This is a genomic window from Delftia acidovorans NBRC 14950 (assembly GCF_001598795.1).
Classification (GTDB): domain Bacteria; phylum Pseudomonadota; class Gammaproteobacteria; order Burkholderiales; family Burkholderiaceae_C; genus Comamonas; species Comamonas acidovorans.
The window spans coordinates 186,541-205,660 of record NZ_BCZP01000008.1 but is presented as its reverse complement, the minus strand read 5'-3'; the positions used below and the strand labels follow the sequence as shown (position 1 = coordinate 205,660).

Annotated in this window: 19 protein-coding genes; 11 read left to right on the top strand and 8 right to left on the bottom strand. The window is 69.7% G+C overall.

The features are described 5' to 3' along the window. Positions 1-10 precede the first annotated feature (10 nt). From DA1_RS12810 to DA1_RS12795, 4 genes are read right to left on the bottom strand one after another with little or no spacing between them, the layout of a single operon-like run. Positions 11-1,246, bottom strand: a complete 1,236-nt coding sequence (locus tag DA1_RS12810) for a dienelactone hydrolase family protein (protein ID WP_034390737.1) — start codon at positions 1,244-1,246, stop codon at positions 11-13. Positions 1,247-1,306: 60 nt separating this feature from the next. Further along, positions 1,307-1,834 carry a flavin reductase family protein gene (locus tag DA1_RS12805; RefSeq protein WP_034390735.1) on the bottom strand — a complete coding sequence of 176 codons (528 nt, stop codon included), beginning with the start codon at positions 1,832-1,834 and terminating at the stop codon, positions 1,307-1,309. Between the two features lie 14 nt (positions 1,835-1,848). Continuing rightward, complete coding sequence (locus tag DA1_RS12800; protein ID WP_034390733.1) at positions 1,849-3,144, bottom strand: styrene monooxygenase/indole monooxygenase family protein; 1,296 nt, start codon at positions 3,142-3,144, stop codon at positions 1,849-1,851. A 36-nt stretch (positions 3,145-3,180) separates the two neighbouring features. Then, positions 3,181-3,972: an SDR family oxidoreductase gene (locus DA1_RS12795; protein ID WP_012203717.1), complete on the bottom strand. Its 792-nt coding sequence runs from the start codon at positions 3,970-3,972 to the stop codon at positions 3,181-3,183. A gap of 192 nt (positions 3,973-4,164) precedes the next feature. Here DA1_RS12795 and DA1_RS12790 point away from each other — a divergent pair, with 192 nt between their 5' ends. After that, positions 4,165-5,172: an AraC family transcriptional regulator gene (locus DA1_RS12790; RefSeq protein WP_034398210.1), complete on the top strand. Its 1,008-nt coding sequence runs from the start codon at positions 4,165-4,167 to the stop codon at positions 5,170-5,172. 18 nt (positions 5,173-5,190) lie between these two features. On the opposite strand, the gene DA1_RS12785 is transcribed toward DA1_RS12790, so the two are convergent. The 4 genes from DA1_RS12785 to DA1_RS12770 form a co-directional block, all read right to left on the bottom strand. Continuing rightward, complete coding sequence (locus DA1_RS12785; protein ID WP_013803947.1) at positions 5,191-5,961, bottom strand: SDR family oxidoreductase; 771 nt, start codon at positions 5,959-5,961, stop codon at positions 5,191-5,193. A gap of 138 nt (positions 5,962-6,099) precedes the next feature. Continuing rightward, a complete protein-coding gene (gene hpaH / locus DA1_RS12780) occupies positions 6,100-6,903 on the bottom strand; it encodes a 2-oxo-hept-4-ene-1,7-dioate hydratase (RefSeq protein ID WP_026062081.1) in 804 nt (267 codons plus the stop codon). 10 nt (positions 6,904-6,913) lie between these two features. Further along, on the bottom strand, positions 6,914-7,600 hold the full coding sequence (locus DA1_RS12775; protein ID WP_034390731.1) for a flavin reductase family protein: 687 nt from the start codon (positions 7,598-7,600) through the stop codon (positions 6,914-6,916). Between the two features lie 39 nt (positions 7,601-7,639). Then, positions 7,640-8,098, bottom strand: a complete 459-nt coding sequence (locus DA1_RS12770) for a VOC family protein (RefSeq protein ID WP_017404212.1) — start codon at positions 8,096-8,098, stop codon at positions 7,640-7,642. A gap of 141 nt (positions 8,099-8,239) precedes the next feature. On the opposite strand from DA1_RS12770, the gene DA1_RS12765 reads away from it, so the two are divergent. The 10 genes from DA1_RS12765 to DA1_RS12720 all read left to right on the top strand — a co-directional run bounded on the left by DA1_RS12765 (position 8,240) and on the right by DA1_RS12720 (position 18,898). Further along, positions 8,240-8,812 carry a MarR family winged helix-turn-helix transcriptional regulator gene (locus DA1_RS12765; protein WP_034390729.1) on the top strand — a complete coding sequence of 191 codons (573 nt, stop codon included), beginning with the start codon at positions 8,240-8,242 and terminating at the stop codon, positions 8,810-8,812. Positions 8,813-9,079: 267 nt separating this feature from the next. Next, positions 9,080-9,895: a MetQ/NlpA family ABC transporter substrate-binding protein gene (locus DA1_RS12760; RefSeq protein ID WP_034390727.1), complete on the top strand. Its 816-nt coding sequence runs from the start codon at positions 9,080-9,082 to the stop codon at positions 9,893-9,895. 47 nt (positions 9,896-9,942) lie between these two features. Beyond that, positions 9,943-10,749, top strand: coding sequence for a MetQ/NlpA family ABC transporter substrate-binding protein (locus DA1_RS12755; RefSeq protein ID WP_034390725.1), 807 nt, complete (start codon positions 9,943-9,945; stop codon positions 10,747-10,749). 22 nt (positions 10,750-10,771) lie between these two features. After that, on the top strand, positions 10,772-11,965 hold the full coding sequence (locus DA1_RS12750; protein ID WP_034390723.1) for a methionine ABC transporter ATP-binding protein: 1,194 nt from the start codon (positions 10,772-10,774) through the stop codon (positions 11,963-11,965). After that, positions 11,937-12,599 carry a methionine ABC transporter permease gene (locus tag DA1_RS12745; protein WP_012203707.1) on the top strand — a complete coding sequence of 221 codons (663 nt, stop codon included), beginning with the start codon at positions 11,937-11,939 and terminating at the stop codon, positions 12,597-12,599. Before DA1_RS12750 ends, DA1_RS12745 begins: the two co-directional genes overlap by 29 nt. A gap of 83 nt (positions 12,600-12,682) precedes the next feature. Further along, on the top strand, positions 12,683-13,975 hold the full coding sequence (locus tag DA1_RS12740; RefSeq protein WP_034390721.1) for an SfnB family sulfur acquisition oxidoreductase: 1,293 nt from the start codon (positions 12,683-12,685) through the stop codon (positions 13,973-13,975). A gap of 5 nt (positions 13,976-13,980) precedes the next feature. After that, entirely contained in the window at positions 13,981-15,258 is a 1,278-nt protein-coding gene (locus DA1_RS12735; protein ID WP_034398207.1) for an SfnB family sulfur acquisition oxidoreductase, read from the top strand. Positions 15,259-15,283: 25 nt separating this feature from the next. Further along, positions 15,284-16,108: a MetQ/NlpA family ABC transporter substrate-binding protein gene (locus DA1_RS12730; protein ID WP_080736798.1), complete on the top strand. Its 825-nt coding sequence runs from the start codon at positions 15,284-15,286 to the stop codon at positions 16,106-16,108. Between the two features lie 25 nt (positions 16,109-16,133). Continuing rightward, a complete protein-coding gene (locus DA1_RS12725; protein WP_034390719.1) occupies positions 16,134-17,498 on the top strand; it encodes an LLM class flavin-dependent oxidoreductase in 1,365 nt (454 codons plus the stop codon). A gap of 89 nt (positions 17,499-17,587) precedes the next feature. Continuing rightward, positions 17,588-18,898, top strand: coding sequence for an acyl-CoA dehydrogenase family protein (locus DA1_RS12720; protein WP_034390716.1), 1,311 nt, complete (start codon positions 17,588-17,590; stop codon positions 18,896-18,898). Positions 18,899-19,120: the final 222 nt, after the last annotated feature.

Below are 19,120 nucleotides of genomic sequence, written 5' to 3'. Positions count from 1 at the left end.
CGCGCCGCGCTCAGCGCTTGAGCAGTTCGTTGGAAGGCAGTGTCTCGTCCAGCAGCTTGCGGGCCGTCTCCACGCCCGCCACGGGCAGCAGCGCCGGGTCCAGCAGGCCCACCTGCACCAGCACGCTGGCCTGGTCCCAGTAGATGTGCTCGTGGTAGAGCTTGTCGCCCCGGAACTTGACCACGGCCAGCAGCGGGATCTCCACGCGCCGTCCCGTGGGCCGCACGCCGGGCAGCATCCACGGGATCTCGGTGGTGTGCGTGAAGCAGAACAGCATCTCGTCCACCACCTGCGAGGCCCCCACGGTGCGTGAAATCGGCGTCAGCGACGTGTCGGGCGGATTGCTGTTGACGAAGTGGTTCGTATAGAAGGCGTGCAGGTTGCTGAAGCCTACGCCGCCGGTCATGGTGGGGATGTGGTTCACATAGGGCTCGGCCACCATGGTGGCCATGGTGTCGTCCACGTTGCGCGTGGCGAACTCGTACTCGCAGTGCTTGTCCCACAGCGCGGCCAGGTCGAAGTGCGGGCCAATGGCGGACTTGAGCGTGGCAATGCTGCGCTCGTGCGCCATCAGGGCCGAGGCGCGGTGGAAATGGTCGCCGCCCTTGCGCGCGAAGGCATGGTCCACGCCCGGATAGACATGCACGGCCACGCCGGGACGCCCGCCCAGCGCCTGGACGATGCGCTGGCGCGCCTCGGGCGGGCAGAAGGCGTCGAGCTCGGCCACATGCAGGGTGAGCGGGCAGCGGATGCGCTCGGCCTCGTCCAGCGCCGCCTCGATGCCCACGCCGTAGTAGCCGACCGCCGCATCGGCATCGGTGCGGCAGGCGGCCAGGTAGGCCAGCTTGCCGCCCAGGCAAAAGCCCAGGACGCCGGCCTTGCCGTCCGTGACCTCGGGGCGCTGTCGCAGGGCGTTCAGGCAGGCCTGGACGTCCTGCACGCCCAGGGCCTCGTCGAATCCCTTGTAGAAGCCGAAGGCGCGCTCCCAGTCCGCCGGCGTGTAGCCCAGCTCCACATCGGGCTGCTGGCGCCAGAACAGGTCGGGCACCAGCACCACATAGCCTTCTTCGGCGTAGTAGTCGGCCACCTCGCGCATGGTGGCGTTGACGCCGAAGATCTCCTGCGCCAGCACCAGGCCGGGGCCGCTGCCCGAGGCCGGCACGGCCAGGTAGGCGTTGAAGCTGCCGCTGCCGTCCAGCGCGTTGATGCGCACATGGCGGCTGGCCGGGGATTCTTTCTGCTGCATGGGGGGTGTCTCCGTTTCAAAGGGTGGGGAAAGCTGCGGTGCCGCTTTTTTCATGACCCGTCATACGCATTCGGGGTGCCGCACCGTCACCTGATAGTAGCCCGCGTGAAAGGCCAGGGGCTCGCCGTCGAAGCGTTCGCAGCGCTCGACCTGGCCGATGAAGATGAGGTGGTCGCCGCCATCGTATTGCCGGACGTTGCGGCAGACGAAGCGGGCCAGCACGCCATCGATCAGGGGCACGCCGGCCGGGCCTTCCGCGCAGTCCAGGCCACCGAACTTGTCTTGCTGCGGCGTGGAAAAGCGCCGCGACAGAAGGTGCTGGCCCGCAGCCAGCACGTGGATGGCGAAATGGCTGGCGCCCTGGAAATCGCAGACGCTGGGCGCCTGGCGCGCCAGGCTCCACAGCACCAGCGGCGGGTCCAGCGAGACCGAGGAGAACGAGTTGGCCGTCATGCCCACGCGCCGCCCGTCCGGCGCGCGCGTGGTGATGACGGTCACGCCCGTGGTGAACTGGCCGAAGGCCTTGCGCAGCTCGCGCGGATCGAAGGAGCAGGCCGTGGCGGCGGCCGGGGTGTCGCATGTGCTCATGGCGGCCTCTGTGGCTAGGCGGGGACGGCTGCCATGGCGGCGATGGCCGCGCAGCTGTCGATGTAGTGGTCCGCCTCGCCCGCGTCCGCGAACCAGGGGAAGAAGGTGCGCGGGTCATCGAAGCCGTTGGCAAAGGCGCTGGCCAGCGGTGCCAGCGTGCCCGCGCTGGCCAGCAGCTTGAGCACATGGGGTGGCGGTGGCGCCAGCAGCATGTTGGTCCACTGCGTGACCCATTGCGCATAGCCGAACCAGTAGCGGTCGAAGGTCTGCTGCATCCAGGCGGCGTCGAATGCGCCATTGCCGTCTCTATTGCCGTCGCCATGGCCGCGCGCCAGGATGCTGCGCAGATAGGTGTCGGCGCACTTGGCCGCGTTGTTGGAGCCCTGGCCCGTGATGGGGTCGTTGAGCACCACCACGTCGCCCATGCCCAGCACCTTGCGCCCGGAAGGCAGGGTGGCCACGGGCTTGCGCACCGTGGGGGCGAAGCGGCCCGCGAGGATGCCGTTGTCATCGGTCAGCGCAATGTCGCGGCAGCGCTCGGCCTCCCAGGGGACGAAGGTGTCGAGGATCCAGCGGCTGCGCTCCAGGTGCTGCTCCGGTGTCTTCACATCGCCCCAGCAGTCCATGGGGCCGCCGGGCACGCCCTCGAACACCATGATCTCGCAGGGGCCCGTGGTCGTCAGCGCCGGGAACACGAAATACTCGCCCACGCCCGGCAGCAGGTTGAAGGAGACGGCGGAGAACGGCTCGCGCGGCTTCATGCCCGTCACATAGGTCAGCGCCAGCGCGCGCTGGGGCTGGTCGAAGCGCGAGCGGTGGGCATCGCGCTCGAACAGCCTCGATATCTCGCCCTTGCCGCTGGCGACCAGGGTCAGGTCATGGCTGCGCGTGCATTCCTCCAGTTCGGCGATGCCCGCGTCCTTGAGCACGAGCTCGCCGCCCTGGCGGCGGAAGTCGTCCATCCATGCGGGGATCTTCAGGCGCTGGTCCACGGACTGCGCGCCCGCGTTCAGACGCGCCGCCCAGCCGATGGCCTTGTCGGCCGCTTTCTCGCCGTGCTGCGCCGGATGCGGCACGCACAGGCCGATGCCCTCGACCACCGGGCATTCACGCGACCAGTGGTCCAGGCCCAGGCCGCGCTCTATCTGCAGCGCGCTGTCGAACATGCACTGGCTGGACATGACCCGGCCCTGGGCGATGTCCTGCGCCGTGCGGTTGCTCAGTATCGTGACCTGATGGCCCGCGGCCAGCAGGCCCAGGCCCAGTTGCAGGCCCGACTGGCCGGCTCCGACGATGGCGATTTTCTTCATGGCTGTCTCCTTGCGGCTCCGTGTCCGTACTGCGTACTAGTCCATCAATTGGGGGATGGCGGCCACGGCCCGCTCGGGCCCCATGGCGCCGTAGCCGCCGTCCACCGCGTAGTCAGCCCCCGTCACGAAGCTGGCATGGTCCGAGCACAGGAACAGCACCACCTGCGCCACCTCGTGCGGATCGCCCACGCGGCCCAGCAGGTGAAAGGGCGCGGCCACGCGGTCGGTCTTGGCGCGGTCGCCGCCACTGAGCCGGTCCATCACCGCCGACCAGGTCCAGCCCGGGCAGACGCTGTTGACGCGGATGCCATCGGCCGCCAGGTCCATGGCCATGCTGCGCGTGAGCTGCTTCATGGCCGCCTTGCTGGCCGGGTAGAGCCAGCGCCCGGTCTGCGCGGCCTCGGAGGAGATGCTGGTGAAGTTCACCACGGCCCCGCCACCGGCGGCCACCATGTGCGGGTGCACGGCCTGCAGCATGGCCACGGCGCTGGCCACGTTCACGTTGAACGAGGCCAGCCAGTCCGCGCGCGGCGACTGCAGGCCCTCATCCACATAGGAGCAGGCCAGGTTGACCAGGATGTGCACGCCGCCGTGCCGGCTGCATGCCTGCTGAACGCAGGCGGCGACCTGCGCGTCGTCGGTGATGTCGGTGCGCACGAAAAGCGCGCCCTCGCCCAGCGCATCGGCCAGCACCTGGCCGTTGTCGGCATCGATGTCGGCAATGACCACCTTCACGCCGGCCGCGTGCAGCGCACGCACCACGCCGGCGCCTATCAGTGTGGAGCCGCCGGTGACGATGGCGCTTTTGCCTTCGAGTCCCTTGAACATGACGCTTGTTCTCCCGTGTGGATGCCAGGCCGGGCTGGCCTGTGCAGCACACGTTACGGGGGGCCGGGCCGCGCAGGCATCCGGCAAGCGCAGGCGCTGTCCCTGGCGCGCAGAAATTGGCTCCCGGGGAATGGTCCGAATTGTGGGAGCGGGTGGTTTTTGCTACGTTCTGCCCAGCCTATGGAACACGCCATGCACACACCGCTGCCGCTGCAGCGCTACCGGCTTTTCGAGAGCCACGACATGGACGAGGCCCGCGAAAGCGTGGCGCGCGTCTTCTGTCCGCATGGCCTGGGCATGCTGCGCCCGCGCGCCGAGCTGGACGCCTGCCACCACAGCGCGCCGCTTTCCCGCAACGTCAGCCTGAACTATGTGCAGTACGGTCCCGGCGTGCACATCGAGCCCGGCTACCTGCGGGATTTCTTCCTGCTGCAGATTCCCCTGCGCGGCAGTGCCGAGATCCGCTGCGGCGCGCAGCAGGTGGATGCCACGCCGCGCCTGGCCTCCCTGCCCTCGCCGACCGAGCCGCTGTCCATGCGCTGGGCCGACGACAGCCCGCACCTGATCGTGCGCATGGCCCGCCCGGCCCTGGTGGCGCGGCTGGAGGCGCTGCTGCAGGCGCCCGCAGGCCGGCCGCTCGTGTTCGATCTGGGCGTGCCGCTGGACCAGCCGGCGCTGGCACCGCTGGTGCATTTCATCGACTGCCTGCGGCACACGCTGGATGCGGGCAACGCCCTGCAGGCCACGCAGGCACTGGCCCAGCATGCGGAGGAATACCTGCTGACCAGCCTGCTGATGTCGGCCACGCACAGCCACAGCCGCGCACTGGCCGGGGACAGCCGGCGCAGCCTGCTGCCGCGCGGCGTGCGCAAGGCCCAGGAGTACATGCAGGCCCATGCCGACCAGCCCCTGTCGCTGGCCGATGTCTGCCGCGAGGCCGGCTGCAGCGCGCGCACGCTGCAGGCCGCCTTCCGCCAGCACGCGGGCATGGGGCCCATGGATTTCCTGCGCCAGCTGCGGCTGGACCGCGTGCGCGCCGAACTCCAGGCAGCCAAGGGCCCGGGCGTCGCAGCCGGAACCGGCGTGCGCGACGTGGCGCAGAAATACGGCTTCCTGCACCTGGGCCACTTCGCGGCCCAGTACCGCAGCCGCTTCGGCGAGCTCCCGTCCGAGACGGCGAGCCGCCGCGTGCAGGCCTGAAGACCTGCCCTTGCCGGTTCAGCCCCGGCCCACGAAGGGCATCTTGGTGGCCATCACCGTGTGGAACAGCACGTTGGCCTCCAGCGGCAGGCTGGCCATGTAGAGCACGGACTGGCCCACCACATCCGCGTCGATCAGCGGCTCCACCGCGATCTCGCCATTGGCCTGGGGCACGCCCTTGGCCATGCGCGATGCCAGCTCGGTCATGGCATTGCCGATGTCGATCTGGCCCACGGCGATGTCGTAGGCACGGCCGTCCAGCGCAGCGGTCTTGGTCAGGCCCATGACGGCATGCTTGGTGGCCGTGTAGGCGCTGGAATTGGGGCGCGGCGCATGCGCGGAGATGGAGCCGTTGTTGATGATGCGGCCGCCGCGCGGCGACTGGTCGCGCATGGTGCGGAACGCCTGCTGCAGGCAATAGAACATGCCGTTGAGATTGACATCGACCACCTCGCGCCACTGCTCGGGCGTCCAGTCCAGGAAGGAGCCGGGCGGATTGCCCCGGCCCGCGTTGTTGAACAGCAGGTCCACGCGACCGAAGCGCTGCACCGTGCGCGCGAACAGCTGCTCCACGGCAGCCGGGTCGCTGACATCGGTGGCAATGCCCAGCATGCGCTCGCCTGCGCCGTACTTTGCCTGGGCCTCGGCGCAGGTCTCATCCAGCGGCGCCTGGCGGCGGCCCGCCACCACCACCTGGTAGCCCGCGCCCGCCAGGGCCAGCGCCACGGCCTTGCCCACGCCGGTTCCTCCGCCCGTGACCACGGCCGTCTTTGCGTTCTTCATCTCCATTGCTTGTCCATCCTGTAGTGCATGTATTGCAGCCGCCGCCCGCGCACCGGTGGCGGGCGGCGCCGCTGCATTGTCGGCGACGCGCCGGGCCTGCGGACTGTGCCGCAGGCGACACCATCGCCACACTGCGGACGAAGCTCAGGCAAAGCGCCAGGCAATGGAGCCCAGCGGCCCGTAGTCCACATGGAAGCTGTCACCGGCCTGGGCCGTGACGGGCCGCGTGAACGAGCCGGCCAGCACCACCTGGCCTGCGTCCAGCTGCTCATCCCATTGCGCGAGCCGGTTGGCCAGCCAGGCCACGCCCGTGGCCGGATGGTTGAGCACGGCGGCCGCCACGCCGGACTCCTCGATCACGCCGTTGCGCTGCAGCAGCGCCGACACCCAGCGCAGATCCACCGCGTCTGGGCGCACGGGCCGCCCGCCCATGACGATGCCGGCATTGGCCGCGTTGTCGGCGATGGTGTCGCGCACCGTGCGCATGGCCTGGGTATCGCGGTCCTTTTGCTCGATGCGGGCGTCGATGATTTCCACGGCGGGCACCACCCAGTCGGTGGCGGCCAGCACATCGCACAGGGTGACGCCCGGCCCCTTGAGCGTGCGGCCCAGCACGAAGGCCAGCTCCACCTCCACGCGCGGAGCGATGAAGCGCGCAAAGGGAATGTCGCCGCCGGGCTCGAAGAACATGTCGTCCAGCAGGGTGCCGTAGTCGGGCTCGGTGATCTGCACGGCCTGCTGCATGGCACGCGAAGTCAGGCCGATCTTGTGGCCCCTGACCGTGCGGCCCTCGGCGCGCTTGAGCCGCATCCAGGCGCGCGAGATGGCGTAGCCGTCCTGCACCGTCATGTCGGGATGGCGGCGGGAAAAGTGCCGGACCTGCACCCGGCTTTTTTCGCTGGCGTGCAGCTCGGCCGCCAGGCTGTCTATGGTGTGTTGCGCAAGCATGGGCGGCCCTTCAGCGCGCGGCGGCGCCATCGTCGGCCCAGGCCAGGTAGCCGTCGGACACGCCCTGGCGCTGCATGGCATCCCACTGCGCCACCGAAGGCGTGGGCATCTGGAAGGCATCGCCCACGCGGCCATACCAGCCGGGGTTCTGCAGCCGCGCGATCAGCTCCATGGGCGCGGGGTCGAAGTACATAAGCTCGCCATCGACCACGGCCGCGTCCATGACATGGGCGGCCAGCACATCGGCCAGCACCAGGCTGCGCACGCCGTCGATATCGATGATCTGGCGCACGCGGCACTCGAAGGACGCAGGGCTGTCCACGATGCGCGGCGCCTTCACCCGCCGTGCATCGCCCAGGACCAGGCCGGCCTGGGCCGACTCGTCCACCTGCGCGCCGAACTCTATGGCCGTCACCGCCATGCGGCGCGCCAGCGGCTCGGACACCAGGTTCACCACGAACTCGCCCGTGGCCGCGATGTTGCGCGCCGTGTCCTTGAGCACGCCCTGGCGCGAGCCGATGCACACGCACAGCAGCGGCGGATCGCCCGACATGGCGTTGAAGAAGGAAAACGGCGCGACGTTGACCGTGCCGTCCCCGTCCACCGAGCTGATCCAGGCGATGGGACGGGGCAGAACCAGGGAGTGCAGGATGTTGCTGCGCTGCTCGCTGTTGAGCGATTGCATTTCAAAGTACATGGGATTCCGGAGGGAAAGGGAAAAAGGGAGGGCGTCGCGTCACTCGTTGCCGGCGCGCGCCGCGTCCTGCTCGGCCTGGGCGATGCCCGGGGCGCGCGCATTGGACTGGTGCAGTTCCACCAGGTTGCCGGCCGGGTCGCGCAGGAACAGCTGCTTGAGGCTGGGCGATGCCACGTTGTCCAGCGTGAAGTAATCGACGCCGCGCGCCAGCAGCTCCTGCTCGGCGCCGAGGATGTCGTCCACGGCCAGCGCGATGTGGTTGGACACGGGGTCCTTGCCCGGGCCCTGCGCATAGCGCGACGGCCCCTCGCTGCCCAGGATGTGCAACTGGCTGCCGTTGGGCAGGTTGATCCAGGAGCCGTAGATGCCGGGGATCTTCCAGCGCGCGGCGTCCTGGGGCAGGTTCAGCACTTCGCGGTAGAAGTCGAGCATGGCGTCGGCCTGGGCGTGGTTGACGCCGAATCCGACATGGTGGAGTTCCAGAACTTTGATGGGCATGGGATGTCCTTGCAGATTTGTGTGCCGCCAAATAATACGCTTAACGTACTATACACAAAGCGTAATATATGAAAGCCGTAAAATCAACCGCCCTTTCTTCTCCCGGCTTCAACCCGCCTTCACCCGCTTCCATCCACTCCCATGAGTCCGCGCAAGACCGCTGTCGCACCGGCCCCCGATTCCACCCCCCTCGCCAACGCCCCCGACGCGCTGCGCCCGCACCTGGCCCTGATGGCCGAGACCGCGCAGCCCGGCACCGACACGCCGGCCGCCGGCCTGGGCCTGCTGCTGCTGTGGCTGGCCGACGATGTGGAGCAGCGCGCCAACGCATCGCTGCAGGCGTTCGGCCTGTCCGAGAGCAAGCTCGACGTGCTCATGATCTTCGGCCTGGCCGAGCGCGGGCTGCTGGGCGACACGGTGGTCACGCCCTCCTATATCGCCAGCTACGTCGGCGTGACGCGCTCGTCGGTGACGGGCCTGCTGGACTGGCTGGAAAAGCGCTCGCTGCTGGCGCGCAGCCTCAGCCAGGAAGACCGCCGCAGCTTCGACCTGGCGCTCACCGACCAGGGCCGCGAGGTGCTGGCCCGCGCGCTGCCGGCCTTCTGGCGCATGTGCGAATCGCTGGTCGACTACCTGGACGAGGGCGAGCGTGCCAGCCTGCAGTCCATCCTCTTCAAGGCCTGGACGAGGATGAAGGCGCAACAGGGCGCTTGAGCCTGGGAGCGCGGCAGGCCGCCCTGGCTGCCGCAAGCCTGCGCAGCCGGCACGGTGCCATATTTCGCGCGGGCATAAGCTCAATCTTGCTTGTGCAAAATTTCCTTTGCGATCAATGCCTTGCGCCGCGCATGGCTCGCTATAAGGAAATGTGAATTCCGTCGTGGTGCGCGCCGGGGCCGGGTGTTGCAATGCCTTCAGAGGCCATGCCGGCAGGCGCCATGTGGGCGCCGGCGCCGGGCCTGGCCGAGCTGGAGGAACCACGCCTTGCCCACGCGCAGAAACACATTGCTCTGGTCGCTTGCCGCCACGCTGGCGCTGCCCGGCCTTGCGGCGGCCGCCGCGCTGAAGATAGGCGTCACGCCCGGTTCGCTGGCCGACTCCGTGGAGGTCGCCGCCAAGGAGGCGCGCGCCCAGGGGCTGGACGTGCAGGTCATCGAGTTCACCGACTGGACCACGCCCAACACGGCGCTGGCGGCCGGCGACATCGACCTCAACTACTTCCAGCACCAGGCCTTCCTGGACAACGCCATCCGCGAGCGCGGCTATGCCTTCACCAGCGTGGCCACGGGCCTGCTGCCCAACATCGGCCTGTACTCGCTCAAGACCCAGCGCTTTGCCGACCTGAAGGAGGGAGCGCGCGTCGGCGTGGCCAATGACCCCGTCAACCAGGGGCGCGGCCTGCTGCTGCTGGAGAAGGCCGGCCTGATCCAGCTGCGCGAAGGCAAGGGCCCGCGCGCGGGGCTGGACGACATCGTGTCCAACCCGCGCAAGCTGCGCTTTGTCGAGATCGAAGGGCCGCAGCTGGTGCGCGCGCTGGACGATGTGGACCTGGCCCAGGGCTACCCGGCCCACTTCGTCAACGCCGGGCGGCCGCAGGTGGCCGGCAATGCGCTGCTGTATTCGGGCATTGACGACCTGTACTACGCCATCCGCTTCGTCTCGCGCCAGGACAACGCCCGGGACCCGCGCATTGCGCAGTTCGTGCGCATCTACCAGACCTCGGGCGCCGTGCAGGCGCAGATCCACAAGTCATTCGCCGCCAACGACAGGCTGTACAGCCTGCCGTGGCGCAAGCCGTGACGCGGCCCCTTCCTGCCTTTTCGAACCCTTTTTTTCCGGAGATCCCGATGAAGCTTTCCCGTGCCCTGATCGCCCCGCTGGCCGCCCTGGCCCTGTTCTCCGTCCACGCTGCCGACAAGCTGCGCATCGGCGTGGTGCCCGGCGCCTACGCCGACTCGGTGGCCGTGGCCGCCAGGGAGGCCAAGGCCCAGGGCATCGATGTGCAGGTGGTGGAGTTCACCGACTGGACCACGCCCAACGTGGCCGTGGACTCGGGCGACCTGGACATCAACTACTTCCAGCACCAGCCCTTCCTGGACAACGCCATCCAGAAGAACGGCTACAAGCTGGCCAGCGCGGGCACGGGCATCCTGGCCAACGTGGGCCTGTACTCGCTCAAGCACAAGGCCATCGCCCAGGTGCCGCAGGGCGGCAAGGTGGGCATTGCCAACGACCCCGTGAACCAGGGGCGCGGCCTGCTCTTGCTGCAGAAGGTGGGGCTGATCAAGCTCAAGCCCGGCGTGGGCTACCTGGGCAGCCTGGACGACATCGTCGAGAACCCCAAGAAGCTCAGCTTCGTCGAGGTCGAGGGGCCGCAGCTGGTGCGCATCACAGGCGACGTGGACCTCGCCCAGGGCTACCCGCACTTCATCGTGGCGGCCAAGGCCTTCGATCCGTCCAGCGGGCTCGCATATTCGGGCATCGAGGACGCGCGCTTTTCCATCCAGTTCGTGGTCAAGGCCAACCGCACGCAGGACCCCGTGGTGCAGAAGTTCATCCGCATCTACCAGAACTCCGATGCGGTGAAGGCCGAGGCCCAGCGCGCCTTCTCCAACGACAAGCGTCTGTACAACCTGGCCTGGGTCAAGCCCTGAGCGGCAGGGGAGGACTTCAGCCATGTCAACCAGCATTGCAGCCAGGCAGCCCCTGGCAGACAGGCCGGCCCACGAGGCAGACAGGCCGGCCCATGACGCGGGCAGGCGCTCATCGGCAGCGGCCGGCACCACGCGGGAATCCATCCGCGGACCCGGCGCCGTGGCCTTCAGCGGCGTGGCCAAGACCTACCAGTCTTCGGCCGGGCCCGTACAGGCGCTGGACGCGATCAGCCTGGAGATCGCGCCGGGCAGCATCTTCGGCATCATCGGGCGCAGCGGCGCGGGCAAGTCCAGCCTGCTGCGCACCATCAACCGGCTGGAGCAGCCCAGCAGCGGCCAGGTGCGGGTCGACGGCGTGGACATCGGCACGCTGGACGAATCGCAGCTGGTGCAGCTGCGCCGGCGCATCGGCATGATCTTCCAGCACTTCAACCTGCTGTCGGCCAAGACGGTGTACGACAACGTGGCCCTGCCCCTGCAGGTGGCGGGCCTGCCGCGCGCACGCATCAATGCGCGGGTGAATGAGCTGCTGGCCCTGGTGGGCCTGCAGGAGAAGGCTGGCACCTATCCGAGCCGGCTGTCTGGCGGGCAAAAGCAGCGCGTGGGCATTGCCCGCGCCCTGGCCACCGACCCCGAGATCCTGCTGTGCGACGAGGCCACCTCGGCCCTGGACCCCGAGACCACGCAGTCCATCCTGGAGCTGCTGCGCACCATCAACCGCAAGCTGGGCATCACCATCATCCTGATCACGCACGAGATGAGCGTGATCCGCGAGATCGCCGACCGCGTGCTGGTGCTGGAGCAGGGCCGCATCGCCGAGCTGGGCGAGGTCTGGAAGGTCTTCGGCAACCCGCAGCACCCGGCCACGCGCGCCCTGCTGGCACCGCTGCAGCACGGCCTGCCCGACGACCTGCGCCAGCGCCTGCTGAGCACCGCGCCCGCAGGCCGCCACGAACGCATCCTGCAGCTGACCTACCGCGGCGAGGACGGGCTGGAGCCCGACTTCCCGAGCATCGCCCAGGCCCTGGGCGGCCGGGTGCGCCTGCTGCATGGCGGCGTGGACCGCATCCAGGGCCATGCCCAGGGGCAGCTGCTGATCGCGCTGGGCGGCGGCACGGCCGCGCATGACTGGCACACATTGACGCAGGGCCCGGCGGCCATTGCGCATGACATCAAGGATCTCGGATATGTCGTTGAATCTGTCCATTCCCATTGAGCGCTATGGCAACGCGCTGGCCGACACGCTGATGATGGTCGGCGTCTCGGGCGGCATCGCGCTGGCGGCGGGCATTCCGCTGGCGGTGCTGCTCATCGTCACCGCGCCCGGCGGCTTCCTGGCCTCGCCGCGCACGCACCGCGCGCTGGGCAGCGTGATCAACGGCTTCCGTGCCACGCCCTTCATCGTGCTGCTGGTGGCGCTGATCCCGTTCACGCGGCTGGTGACGGGCACGACCATCGGCGTGTGGGCGGCCATCGTGCCGCTGGCCATCAGCGCCACGCCGTTCTTTGCGCGCATCGTCGAGGTCAGCCTGCGCGAGGTCGATCCCGGCCTCATCGAAGCCGCCCAGGCCATGGGCTGCCGCAAGTGGGACATCGTGCGCCACGTCTACCTGCCCGAGGCCCTGCCCGGCATCGTGGGCGGCTTCACCATCACCCTGGTGGCGCTGATCAGCTCCTCGGCCATGGCCGGCGCCGTGGGCGCGGGCGGCCTGGGCGACCTGGCCATCCGCTACGGCTACCAGCGCTTCGACACCCAGGTGATGCTGCTGGTGATTGCCGTGCTGATCGCGCTGGTCACCGTGGTCCAGGTGCTGGGCGACCGCTACGTGCGCCGGCTGCGCAGCCGCTGACGCTGAAAACAGGCACCACGCCTTTCCCTCCGGGGCCGCCGCCTGGCGGCCCTCTCCCCACCGACTCAGCAACGAGGCACGGAATGACCACACCGGATGCCCTGGGCGCAGCCTTGCCCGGCAACACACACCACACCCCGGGCGGGGCGCTGCGGCGCCTGCCCCTGCCGCCCTCCACCCCGCACCGCATCACCAGCGAGGCCGAGGCCCTGCAGGCCGCCCAGGCCCTGGCCGATGAATGGCGCGCGGACGCAGCCGCCCGCGACCATGAGCGGCGCCTGCCCTGGCAGGAAATCGAGCGCCACACGGCCAGCGGGCTGGGCGCCATCACCGTGCCCCGCGCCTACGGCGGCCTGGGCGCCTCGTACGAGACGCTGGCCCAGGTCTTCGTCACGCTGTGCGCGGCCGACCCTTCGCTGGGCCAGATTCCGCAGAACCATTTCGCCGTGCTGCAGAACCTGCGGGACATGGGCAGCGAGCCCCAGAAGCGCCGCTGGTTCGCCGACGTGCTGGCCGGCCACCGCCTGGGCAATGCCGGGCCGGAACGCAAGGGGCGCGCGGCCCATGTGCTGGAGGCCACGGCGCGCCTGTCGCGCGATGCCGCGGGCGGCCTGCGCGTCAGCGGCACGCGCTTTTACTCCACGGGCTCGGCCTTCGCGCACTGGGTGCCGTTTCGCGCCCAGGACGAGGAAGGCCGCATCGTGCAGGTCTGGGTGCGGCGCGATGCGCCAGGCGTGACCGTGTTCGACGACTGGGACTCCTTCGGCCAGCGCACCACGGCCAGCGGCAGCGTGCAGCTGGACCAGGTGCAGGTACAGCCCGAGGACGTGGTGCCTGCCTGGCAGTTCGAGGCCACGCCCTCGCTGTCCGGCCCGGTGTCGCAGCTGATCCAGGCCTCCATCGACGCGGGCATTGCCCAGGGCGCGCTGCGCGACGCGGTGGACTTCGTGCGCGACAAGAGCCGGCCCTGGATGGACTCGGGCGTGGCGCGCGCCAGCGACGATCCCCACCTCATCCACGAGGTCGGCCAGCTGCAGATCGAGGTGGATGCGGCCCATGCCGTGCTGCTGGAGGCCGCGCGCACGCTGGATGCGCTGGCTGCAGCGGCTGGTGGCGCGGTGGACGAGCAGGCCAGCGCCCAGGCCTCGGTGGCCGTGGCCGAGGCCAAGATCCTCACCACCGAGGCCGCGCTGCAGGCCGGCGAGCACCTGTTCGCGCTGGCCGGCTCCTCGGCCAGCCGCGCTGCCCACCGCCTGGACCGCCACTGGCGCAACGCCCGCGTGCACACGCTGCACGACCCCGTGCGCTGGAAATACCACCTGCTGGGCAACTACCTGCTCAACGGCGCCCTGCCGCGCCGCCACCAGTGGAACTGACCGCCATGACACAGACATCGACCCAAGAGCTGCAGGCCCTGGCCTCCACACCGGGCAGCCAGCCCGCTCCCGCAGCGCCTCCAGCCCGGCCCGCCCACATCATCGGCAGCGAGGCCGAGGCGCTGGAGGCGGCCCGCAGTTTTGCCGCCCTCATCGCCCCCGGCGCCCTGGCGCGCGACCGCGACCGCCTGCTGCCCTGGCAGGAGGTGGAGCAGTTCAGCCAGAGCGGCCTGTGGGGCATCACCATTCCCCGGGAGTACGGCGGCGCGGGCGTGTCCACGGCCACGCTGACGCGGGCCATTACCCTGATTGCGGCGGCCGATGGCAACTTCGGCCACATTCCGCAGAACCACTACTACTCGCTGGAAGTGCTGCGCGTGGGCGGATCGCCCGCGCAAAAGGCCTTCTTCTATGACCGTGTGCTGCGCGGCGAACGCCTGGGCAATGCGCTGGCCGAGATCGGCCACCGCGACTTCCAGCGCCGCACCCGGCTGCTGCGCGAGAGCGGCGGCTGGTTCGTGCAGGGGCGCAAGTTCTATTGCACGGGCGCCCTGTTCGCGCACTGGATTCCCACCCTGGTCAGCGCGCAGGAAGAGGCGCCGGGGCAAGGCGAGCGCATGTTCCTGGTCTTCATCCCGCGCGATGCGGCCGGCGTCACCATCACCGACGACTGGGACGGCTTCGGCCAGCGCGTGACGGGCAGCGGCTCCGTGCAGTTCGATCGCGTGCGCGTGGAGCCCGAATGGGTGGTGCCCTTCACCAGTTCCTTCGAGCGGCCCACCACCATCGGCCCCTTCGCCCAGATCATCCATGCCGCCCTGGACGCGGGCATTGGCCACGGCGCGCTGCAGGCCGCCCTGCCCTTCATCCGCGAGCATGCGCGGCCCTGGGTGGATGCGGGCGTGGCCAGCGCCACGCAGGACCCGCTGCTGCTGCAGCAACTGGGCAATGTCCACGTGCGCCTGCGCGCCGCCGATGCCCTGGTGGCCCGCGCGGCCCTGGCCGTGGACGCCGCCCAGCGTGCGCCCACGGACGACAGCGTGGCCGCCGCCTCGGTGGCCGTGGCCCAGGCCAAGGCGCTGAGCACCAGCGCCAGCCTGCTGGCGGGCAGCAAGCTGTTCGAGCTGGCGGGCACGGCCTCCACCCTGGCGGGACAGGGCCTGGACCGCTTCTGGCGCAACGCGCGCACCCACACCCTGCACGACCCCGTGCGCTGGAAATACCACGCCGTGGGCAACTACGTGCTCAATGGCATACGCCCGCCGCGCCATGGCGCGCTCTGACCTTTATCAACGACACAGGAATGCAATGATGACAACGACCTTCCCCACACTCTGGCCCCGGCTGGCCGCCTTCCTGGGCGCTGCCCTGCTCGCGGGCAGCGCCCTGGCCGCGCCCCTGAAGATCGGCGTGGTGCCGGGCATCTTCGCGGACTCGGTGGAAGCCGCCGCCAAGGAGGCCAAGAAGCAGGGCCTGGACGTGCAGGTGGTGGAATTCACCGACTGGGCCACGCCCAACGTGGCGCTGGACGCGGGCGACATCGACCTCAACTACTACCAGAACAGCAACTACCTGGCCAATGCAGCGCGCAGCAAGGGCTTCAAGTTCACCAGCGTGCAGGCGGGCATCCTGTCCTACCTGGGCCTGTACTCCACGCGCCACAAATCCCTGGCCGACCTGCCCACGGGCGCCAAGGTGGCCATTGCCAGCGACCCCGTCAACGTGGGCCGCGGCCTGCGCCTGCTGCAGCACGCGGGCCTGATCACGCTGCGCCCCGACACCGGGCTGCTGGGCACCCAGGCGGACATCGTCTCCAACCCCAGGAAGCTGCAGTTCGTGGAGATCGAGGGCCCGCAGCTGGCACGCACCACGCCCGACGTGGACCTGGCCCAGGGATTTCCGTACTTCATCATCGCCTCCAAGGCCTTCGATGCCAGCAAGGGCCTGGCCTACACCAGCTACGAGGACGACTCCTGGGCCATCCAGTTCGTGGCCCGCAGCGACCGCGCGGCCGACCCGCGCATCGCCCGCTTCCTGGACATCTACAAAAACTCCGACGTGGTGCGCAAGACCATCCACGCCTTCTACCTGAACGACCAGAAGCTCTACCGCCTGGCCTGGTTGAAGAACTGACGCAACGGACTGCAGGACCCGCCCCATGACGCAAGCCAAGCGCCACATCCACGTCAACGCCTTCAACATGAACTGCGTGGGCCACATACACCACGGCCTGTGGACCCATCCGCGCGACCGCTCCACCGAGTACGGCACGCTGGCCTACTGGACCCACATCGCCAGGGTGCTGGAGGAAGGCCTGTTCGACGGCATCTTCATCGCCGACGTGGTCGGCTACTACGACGTCTACCAGGGCGGCGTGGACCTGACCCTGCGCGAAGGCATACAGCTGCCCGTCAACAACCCCTGGCTGCTGGTCTCGGCCATGGCGGCGGTGACGCGGCACATCGGTTTCGGCCTCACGGCCACCGTGGGCGCGCACCAGCCCTATACCTTTGCGCGCGACGTGACCACGCTGGACCAGCTGACCAATGGCCGCATCGGCTGGAACATCGTCACCGGCTATGTGGACAGCGGCGCGCGCGGACTGGGCCAGAACGGCCTGGCCGAGCACGACAGCCGCTACGACCGGGCCGACGACTTCCTGGAGCTTTCCTACAAGCTCTGGGAAGGCAGCTGGGAAGAGGGCGCCGTGATCGCCGACAAGGCGCGGCGCATCCACGCCCTGCCCGGCAAGGTACACCCGGTGGTGCACGAGGGGCCGTTCTACCGCGCCAACGCCATCCACATGAGCGCGCCTTCGCCCCAGCGCACGCCCGTGCTGTTCCAGGCCGGCACCTCGCCGCGCGGGCTGCGCTTTGCGGGCCGGCATGCCGAGGGCATCTTCATCGGCGCGCGCACGCCCGAGGCCGCACGCGAGGCCTCGCGCCAGCTGCGCCAGGCCGCCGTGGACGCGGGCCGGCGCCCCGAGGACATCAAGATCTACGCCGGCGTGGCCGTGGTGCCCGGCCGCACCGAGGCCGAGGCGCGCGAGAAATACGCCGACTACCTGGCCCACGCCAGCGCGGAAAGCGGGCTGGCCCACTTTGCCGCCAGCACCGGCGTGGACTTTGCGCAGTACGGGCTGGACGACCCCATCTCCTTCGGCAACACCAATGCCATCCAGTCGGCGGCCCAGGCCGCGCAGAAGCAGGGCTGGACCACGCGGCGCAAGCTGCTGGAGCAGTTCACGCTGGGCAGCCGCTACGCCACCATCGTGGGTGACCCGTCCCAGGTGGCCGACGAGCTGGAGCGCTGGATCGACGTGGGCGAGATCGACGGCTTCAACCTGACCCGCATCGTCGCGCCCGAGACCTGGGAAGACTTCGCCCGCCTGGTCGTGCCCGAGCTGCAGAACCGGGGCCGCTACCGCACCAGCTACGGCGAGGACGCCACGCTGCGCCAGCGCCTGTTCGGCCAGGGCGACCGCCTGCCCGCCAGCCACGCCGCCGCGCGCTGGCGGCGTTGAAGGCCTTCGCCACCCTCCCGCCACCGGCCCGTGGCCCGGCCCTGCCTTGCAGGCAGGCCGGGTTGGCGGGCCTTTGAATTTGCAAAGCCATGACCACCACCCTCCCCTGCGCCACCGAGCCTGCGGCCTACGCGGCGCCCGGCCCAACCACAGACGGCCCGGCCGATCCCGACGCGCCCTCGCTGCCATCCCTGCAGGCGCGTTTTCGCCCCGTGTTCGACCGCATCGCCCAGGGTGCGGCCGAGCGCGAACGCACGCGCAGCCTGGCCCATGAACCCATCGCCTGGCTGCGTGACAGCGGCTTCACTGCGCTGCGCGTGCCGCGCCGCCTTGGCGGGGCCGGCGCCAGCGTGGAGCAGCTGTTCGCGCTGTGGACCGAACTGGCCGAGGCCGACTCCAACGTCGCCCAGATCCTGCGCCCGCACTTCGGCTTTCTGGACCGCGTGCTCATCGACCGCGATGCCGCCACCCAGGCCCGCTGGCTGCCGCTGGCCGCGCGCGGCGCCGTGTTCGGCAATGCCACCACCGAGGTAGGCACGGGCACCCTGGGCACGCTGCAGACCACCCTGGTGCCCGATGCGCAGCCCGGCTGGTGGCAGCTGGACGGGCGCAAGTTCTACAGCACGGGCACGCTGTATGCCGACTGGGTGACCGTGGTGGCGCGCGCGGTGGAGCCGGGCAAGGAAGACCAGACCGTGCACGCCGTCGTGCCCACCTCGGAGGCCGGCGTGCAGCGCTTCGATGACTGGCGCGGCTTTGGCCAGCGCCTGACCGGCTCGGGCACCACCGTGCTCAGCCAGGTGCGCGTGCCCGACGACGCCGTGATCCGCTTCCCGCGCGCCCAGCCCACGCCCCTGGTGGCCTATTTCCAGCTGGCCCACCTGGCCACCCTGGCCGGCATTGCCCGGGCCTTGCAGCGCGATGCCATCGCCTATGTGCAGGCGCGCCGCCGCGTGTTCAGCCACGGCAGCGCCACCCTGCCCAAGGACGATCCGCTGGTGCAGCACATCGTCGGCCAGCTGGCCGGCACGGCCTACATCGCAGGCCTGGCCGTGGCCGACGTGGCCGCCGAACTGGGCCGCATCGCGCGCGAGCGCGAGGCCGGGCGCGAGGTGCCGCTGCAGCAACTGCATGCCCTGGAGCTGCGCACGGCCCAGGCCCAGGTGGCCGTGGTCGATCCCGTGCTGCAGGCGGCCGCGCGGCTGTTCGAGGTGGGCGGCTCCAGCGCCCTGTCCGAAGACCTGGCACTGGACCGCCACTGGCGTAATGCGCGCACCCTGGCCTCGCACAACCCCGTGCTGTACAAGGCCCGCTCGGCGGGCGACATCCTGCTCAACGGCGCCGACCCCATCTACTACTGGCACGTGGGCGTGGCGGGCGTGGCGGCAGTGGCGGGCTGAAGGCCCTTGCGCGGCCGCGCTGCGCAGGGAAGGGCGCAGCGGCCGTGCGCATATCGCCAGAACGCATTAGCACATGCCATGCGCCACAAAATTCCTTTCAGAAACAAGCACTTGCCAAGGCACCCAAACCGATAAGCAAATGCGTTAAGTTTCTTTCGCCATACCGGCGTTCGGCCCTGTAATGAAGGCATCCATCCCACCTCATCCGGGCTGGCAGTCTTC

What these genes read in the sequence shown, in the direction of transcription:
- DA1_RS12790 (WP_034398210.1), top strand. Translation starts at nt 4,165, where the DNA reads ATGCACACACCGCTGCCGCTGCAGCGCTACCGGCTTTTCGAGAGCCAC.
- DA1_RS12725 (WP_034390719.1), top strand. Translation starts at nt 16,134, where the DNA reads ATGACGCAAGCCAAGCGCCACATCCACGTCAACGCCTTCAACATGAAC.
- DA1_RS12750 (WP_034390723.1), top strand. Translation starts at nt 10,772, where the DNA reads ATGTCAACCAGCATTGCAGCCAGGCAGCCCCTGGCAGACAGGCCGGCC.
- DA1_RS12770 (WP_017404212.1), bottom strand. Translation starts at nt 8,098, where the DNA reads ATGCCCATCAAAGTTCTGGAACTCCACCATGTCGGATTCGGCGTCAAC.
- DA1_RS12730 (WP_080736798.1), top strand. Translation starts at nt 15,284, where the DNA reads ATGATGACAACGACCTTCCCCACACTCTGGCCCCGGCTGGCCGCCTTC.
- DA1_RS12755 (WP_034390725.1), top strand. Translation starts at nt 9,943, where the DNA reads ATGAAGCTTTCCCGTGCCCTGATCGCCCCGCTGGCCGCCCTGGCCCTG.
- DA1_RS12800 (WP_034390733.1), bottom strand. Translation starts at nt 3,144, where the DNA reads ATGAAGAAAATCGCCATCGTCGGAGCCGGCCAGTCGGGCCTGCAACTG.
- DA1_RS12720 (WP_034390716.1), top strand. Translation starts at nt 17,588, where the DNA reads ATGACCACCACCCTCCCCTGCGCCACCGAGCCTGCGGCCTACGCGGCG.
- DA1_RS12810 (WP_034390737.1), bottom strand. Translation starts at nt 1,246, where the DNA reads ATGCAGCAGAAAGAATCCCCGGCCAGCCGCCATGTGCGCATCAACGCG.
- DA1_RS12735 (WP_034398207.1), top strand. Translation starts at nt 13,981, where the DNA reads ATGACACAGACATCGACCCAAGAGCTGCAGGCCCTGGCCTCCACACCG.
- DA1_RS12765 (WP_034390729.1), top strand. Translation starts at nt 8,240, where the DNA reads ATGAGTCCGCGCAAGACCGCTGTCGCACCGGCCCCCGATTCCACCCCC.
- hpaH (WP_026062081.1), bottom strand. Translation starts at nt 6,903, where the DNA reads ATGCTTGCGCAACACACCATAGACAGCCTGGCGGCCGAGCTGCACGCC.
- DA1_RS12775 (WP_034390731.1), bottom strand. Translation starts at nt 7,600, where the DNA reads ATGTACTTTGAAATGCAATCGCTCAACAGCGAGCAGCGCAGCAACATC.
- DA1_RS12795 (WP_012203717.1), bottom strand. Translation starts at nt 3,972, where the DNA reads ATGTTCAAGGGACTCGAAGGCAAAAGCGCCATCGTCACCGGCGGCTCC.
- DA1_RS12740 (WP_034390721.1), top strand. Translation starts at nt 12,683, where the DNA reads ATGACCACACCGGATGCCCTGGGCGCAGCCTTGCCCGGCAACACACAC.
- DA1_RS12785 (WP_013803947.1), bottom strand. Translation starts at nt 5,961, where the DNA reads ATGGAGATGAAGAACGCAAAGACGGCCGTGGTCACGGGCGGAGGAACC.
- DA1_RS12745 (WP_012203707.1), top strand. Translation starts at nt 11,937, where the DNA reads ATGTCGTTGAATCTGTCCATTCCCATTGAGCGCTATGGCAACGCGCTG.
- DA1_RS12805 (WP_034390735.1), bottom strand. Translation starts at nt 1,834, where the DNA reads ATGAGCACATGCGACACCCCGGCCGCCGCCACGGCCTGCTCCTTCGAT.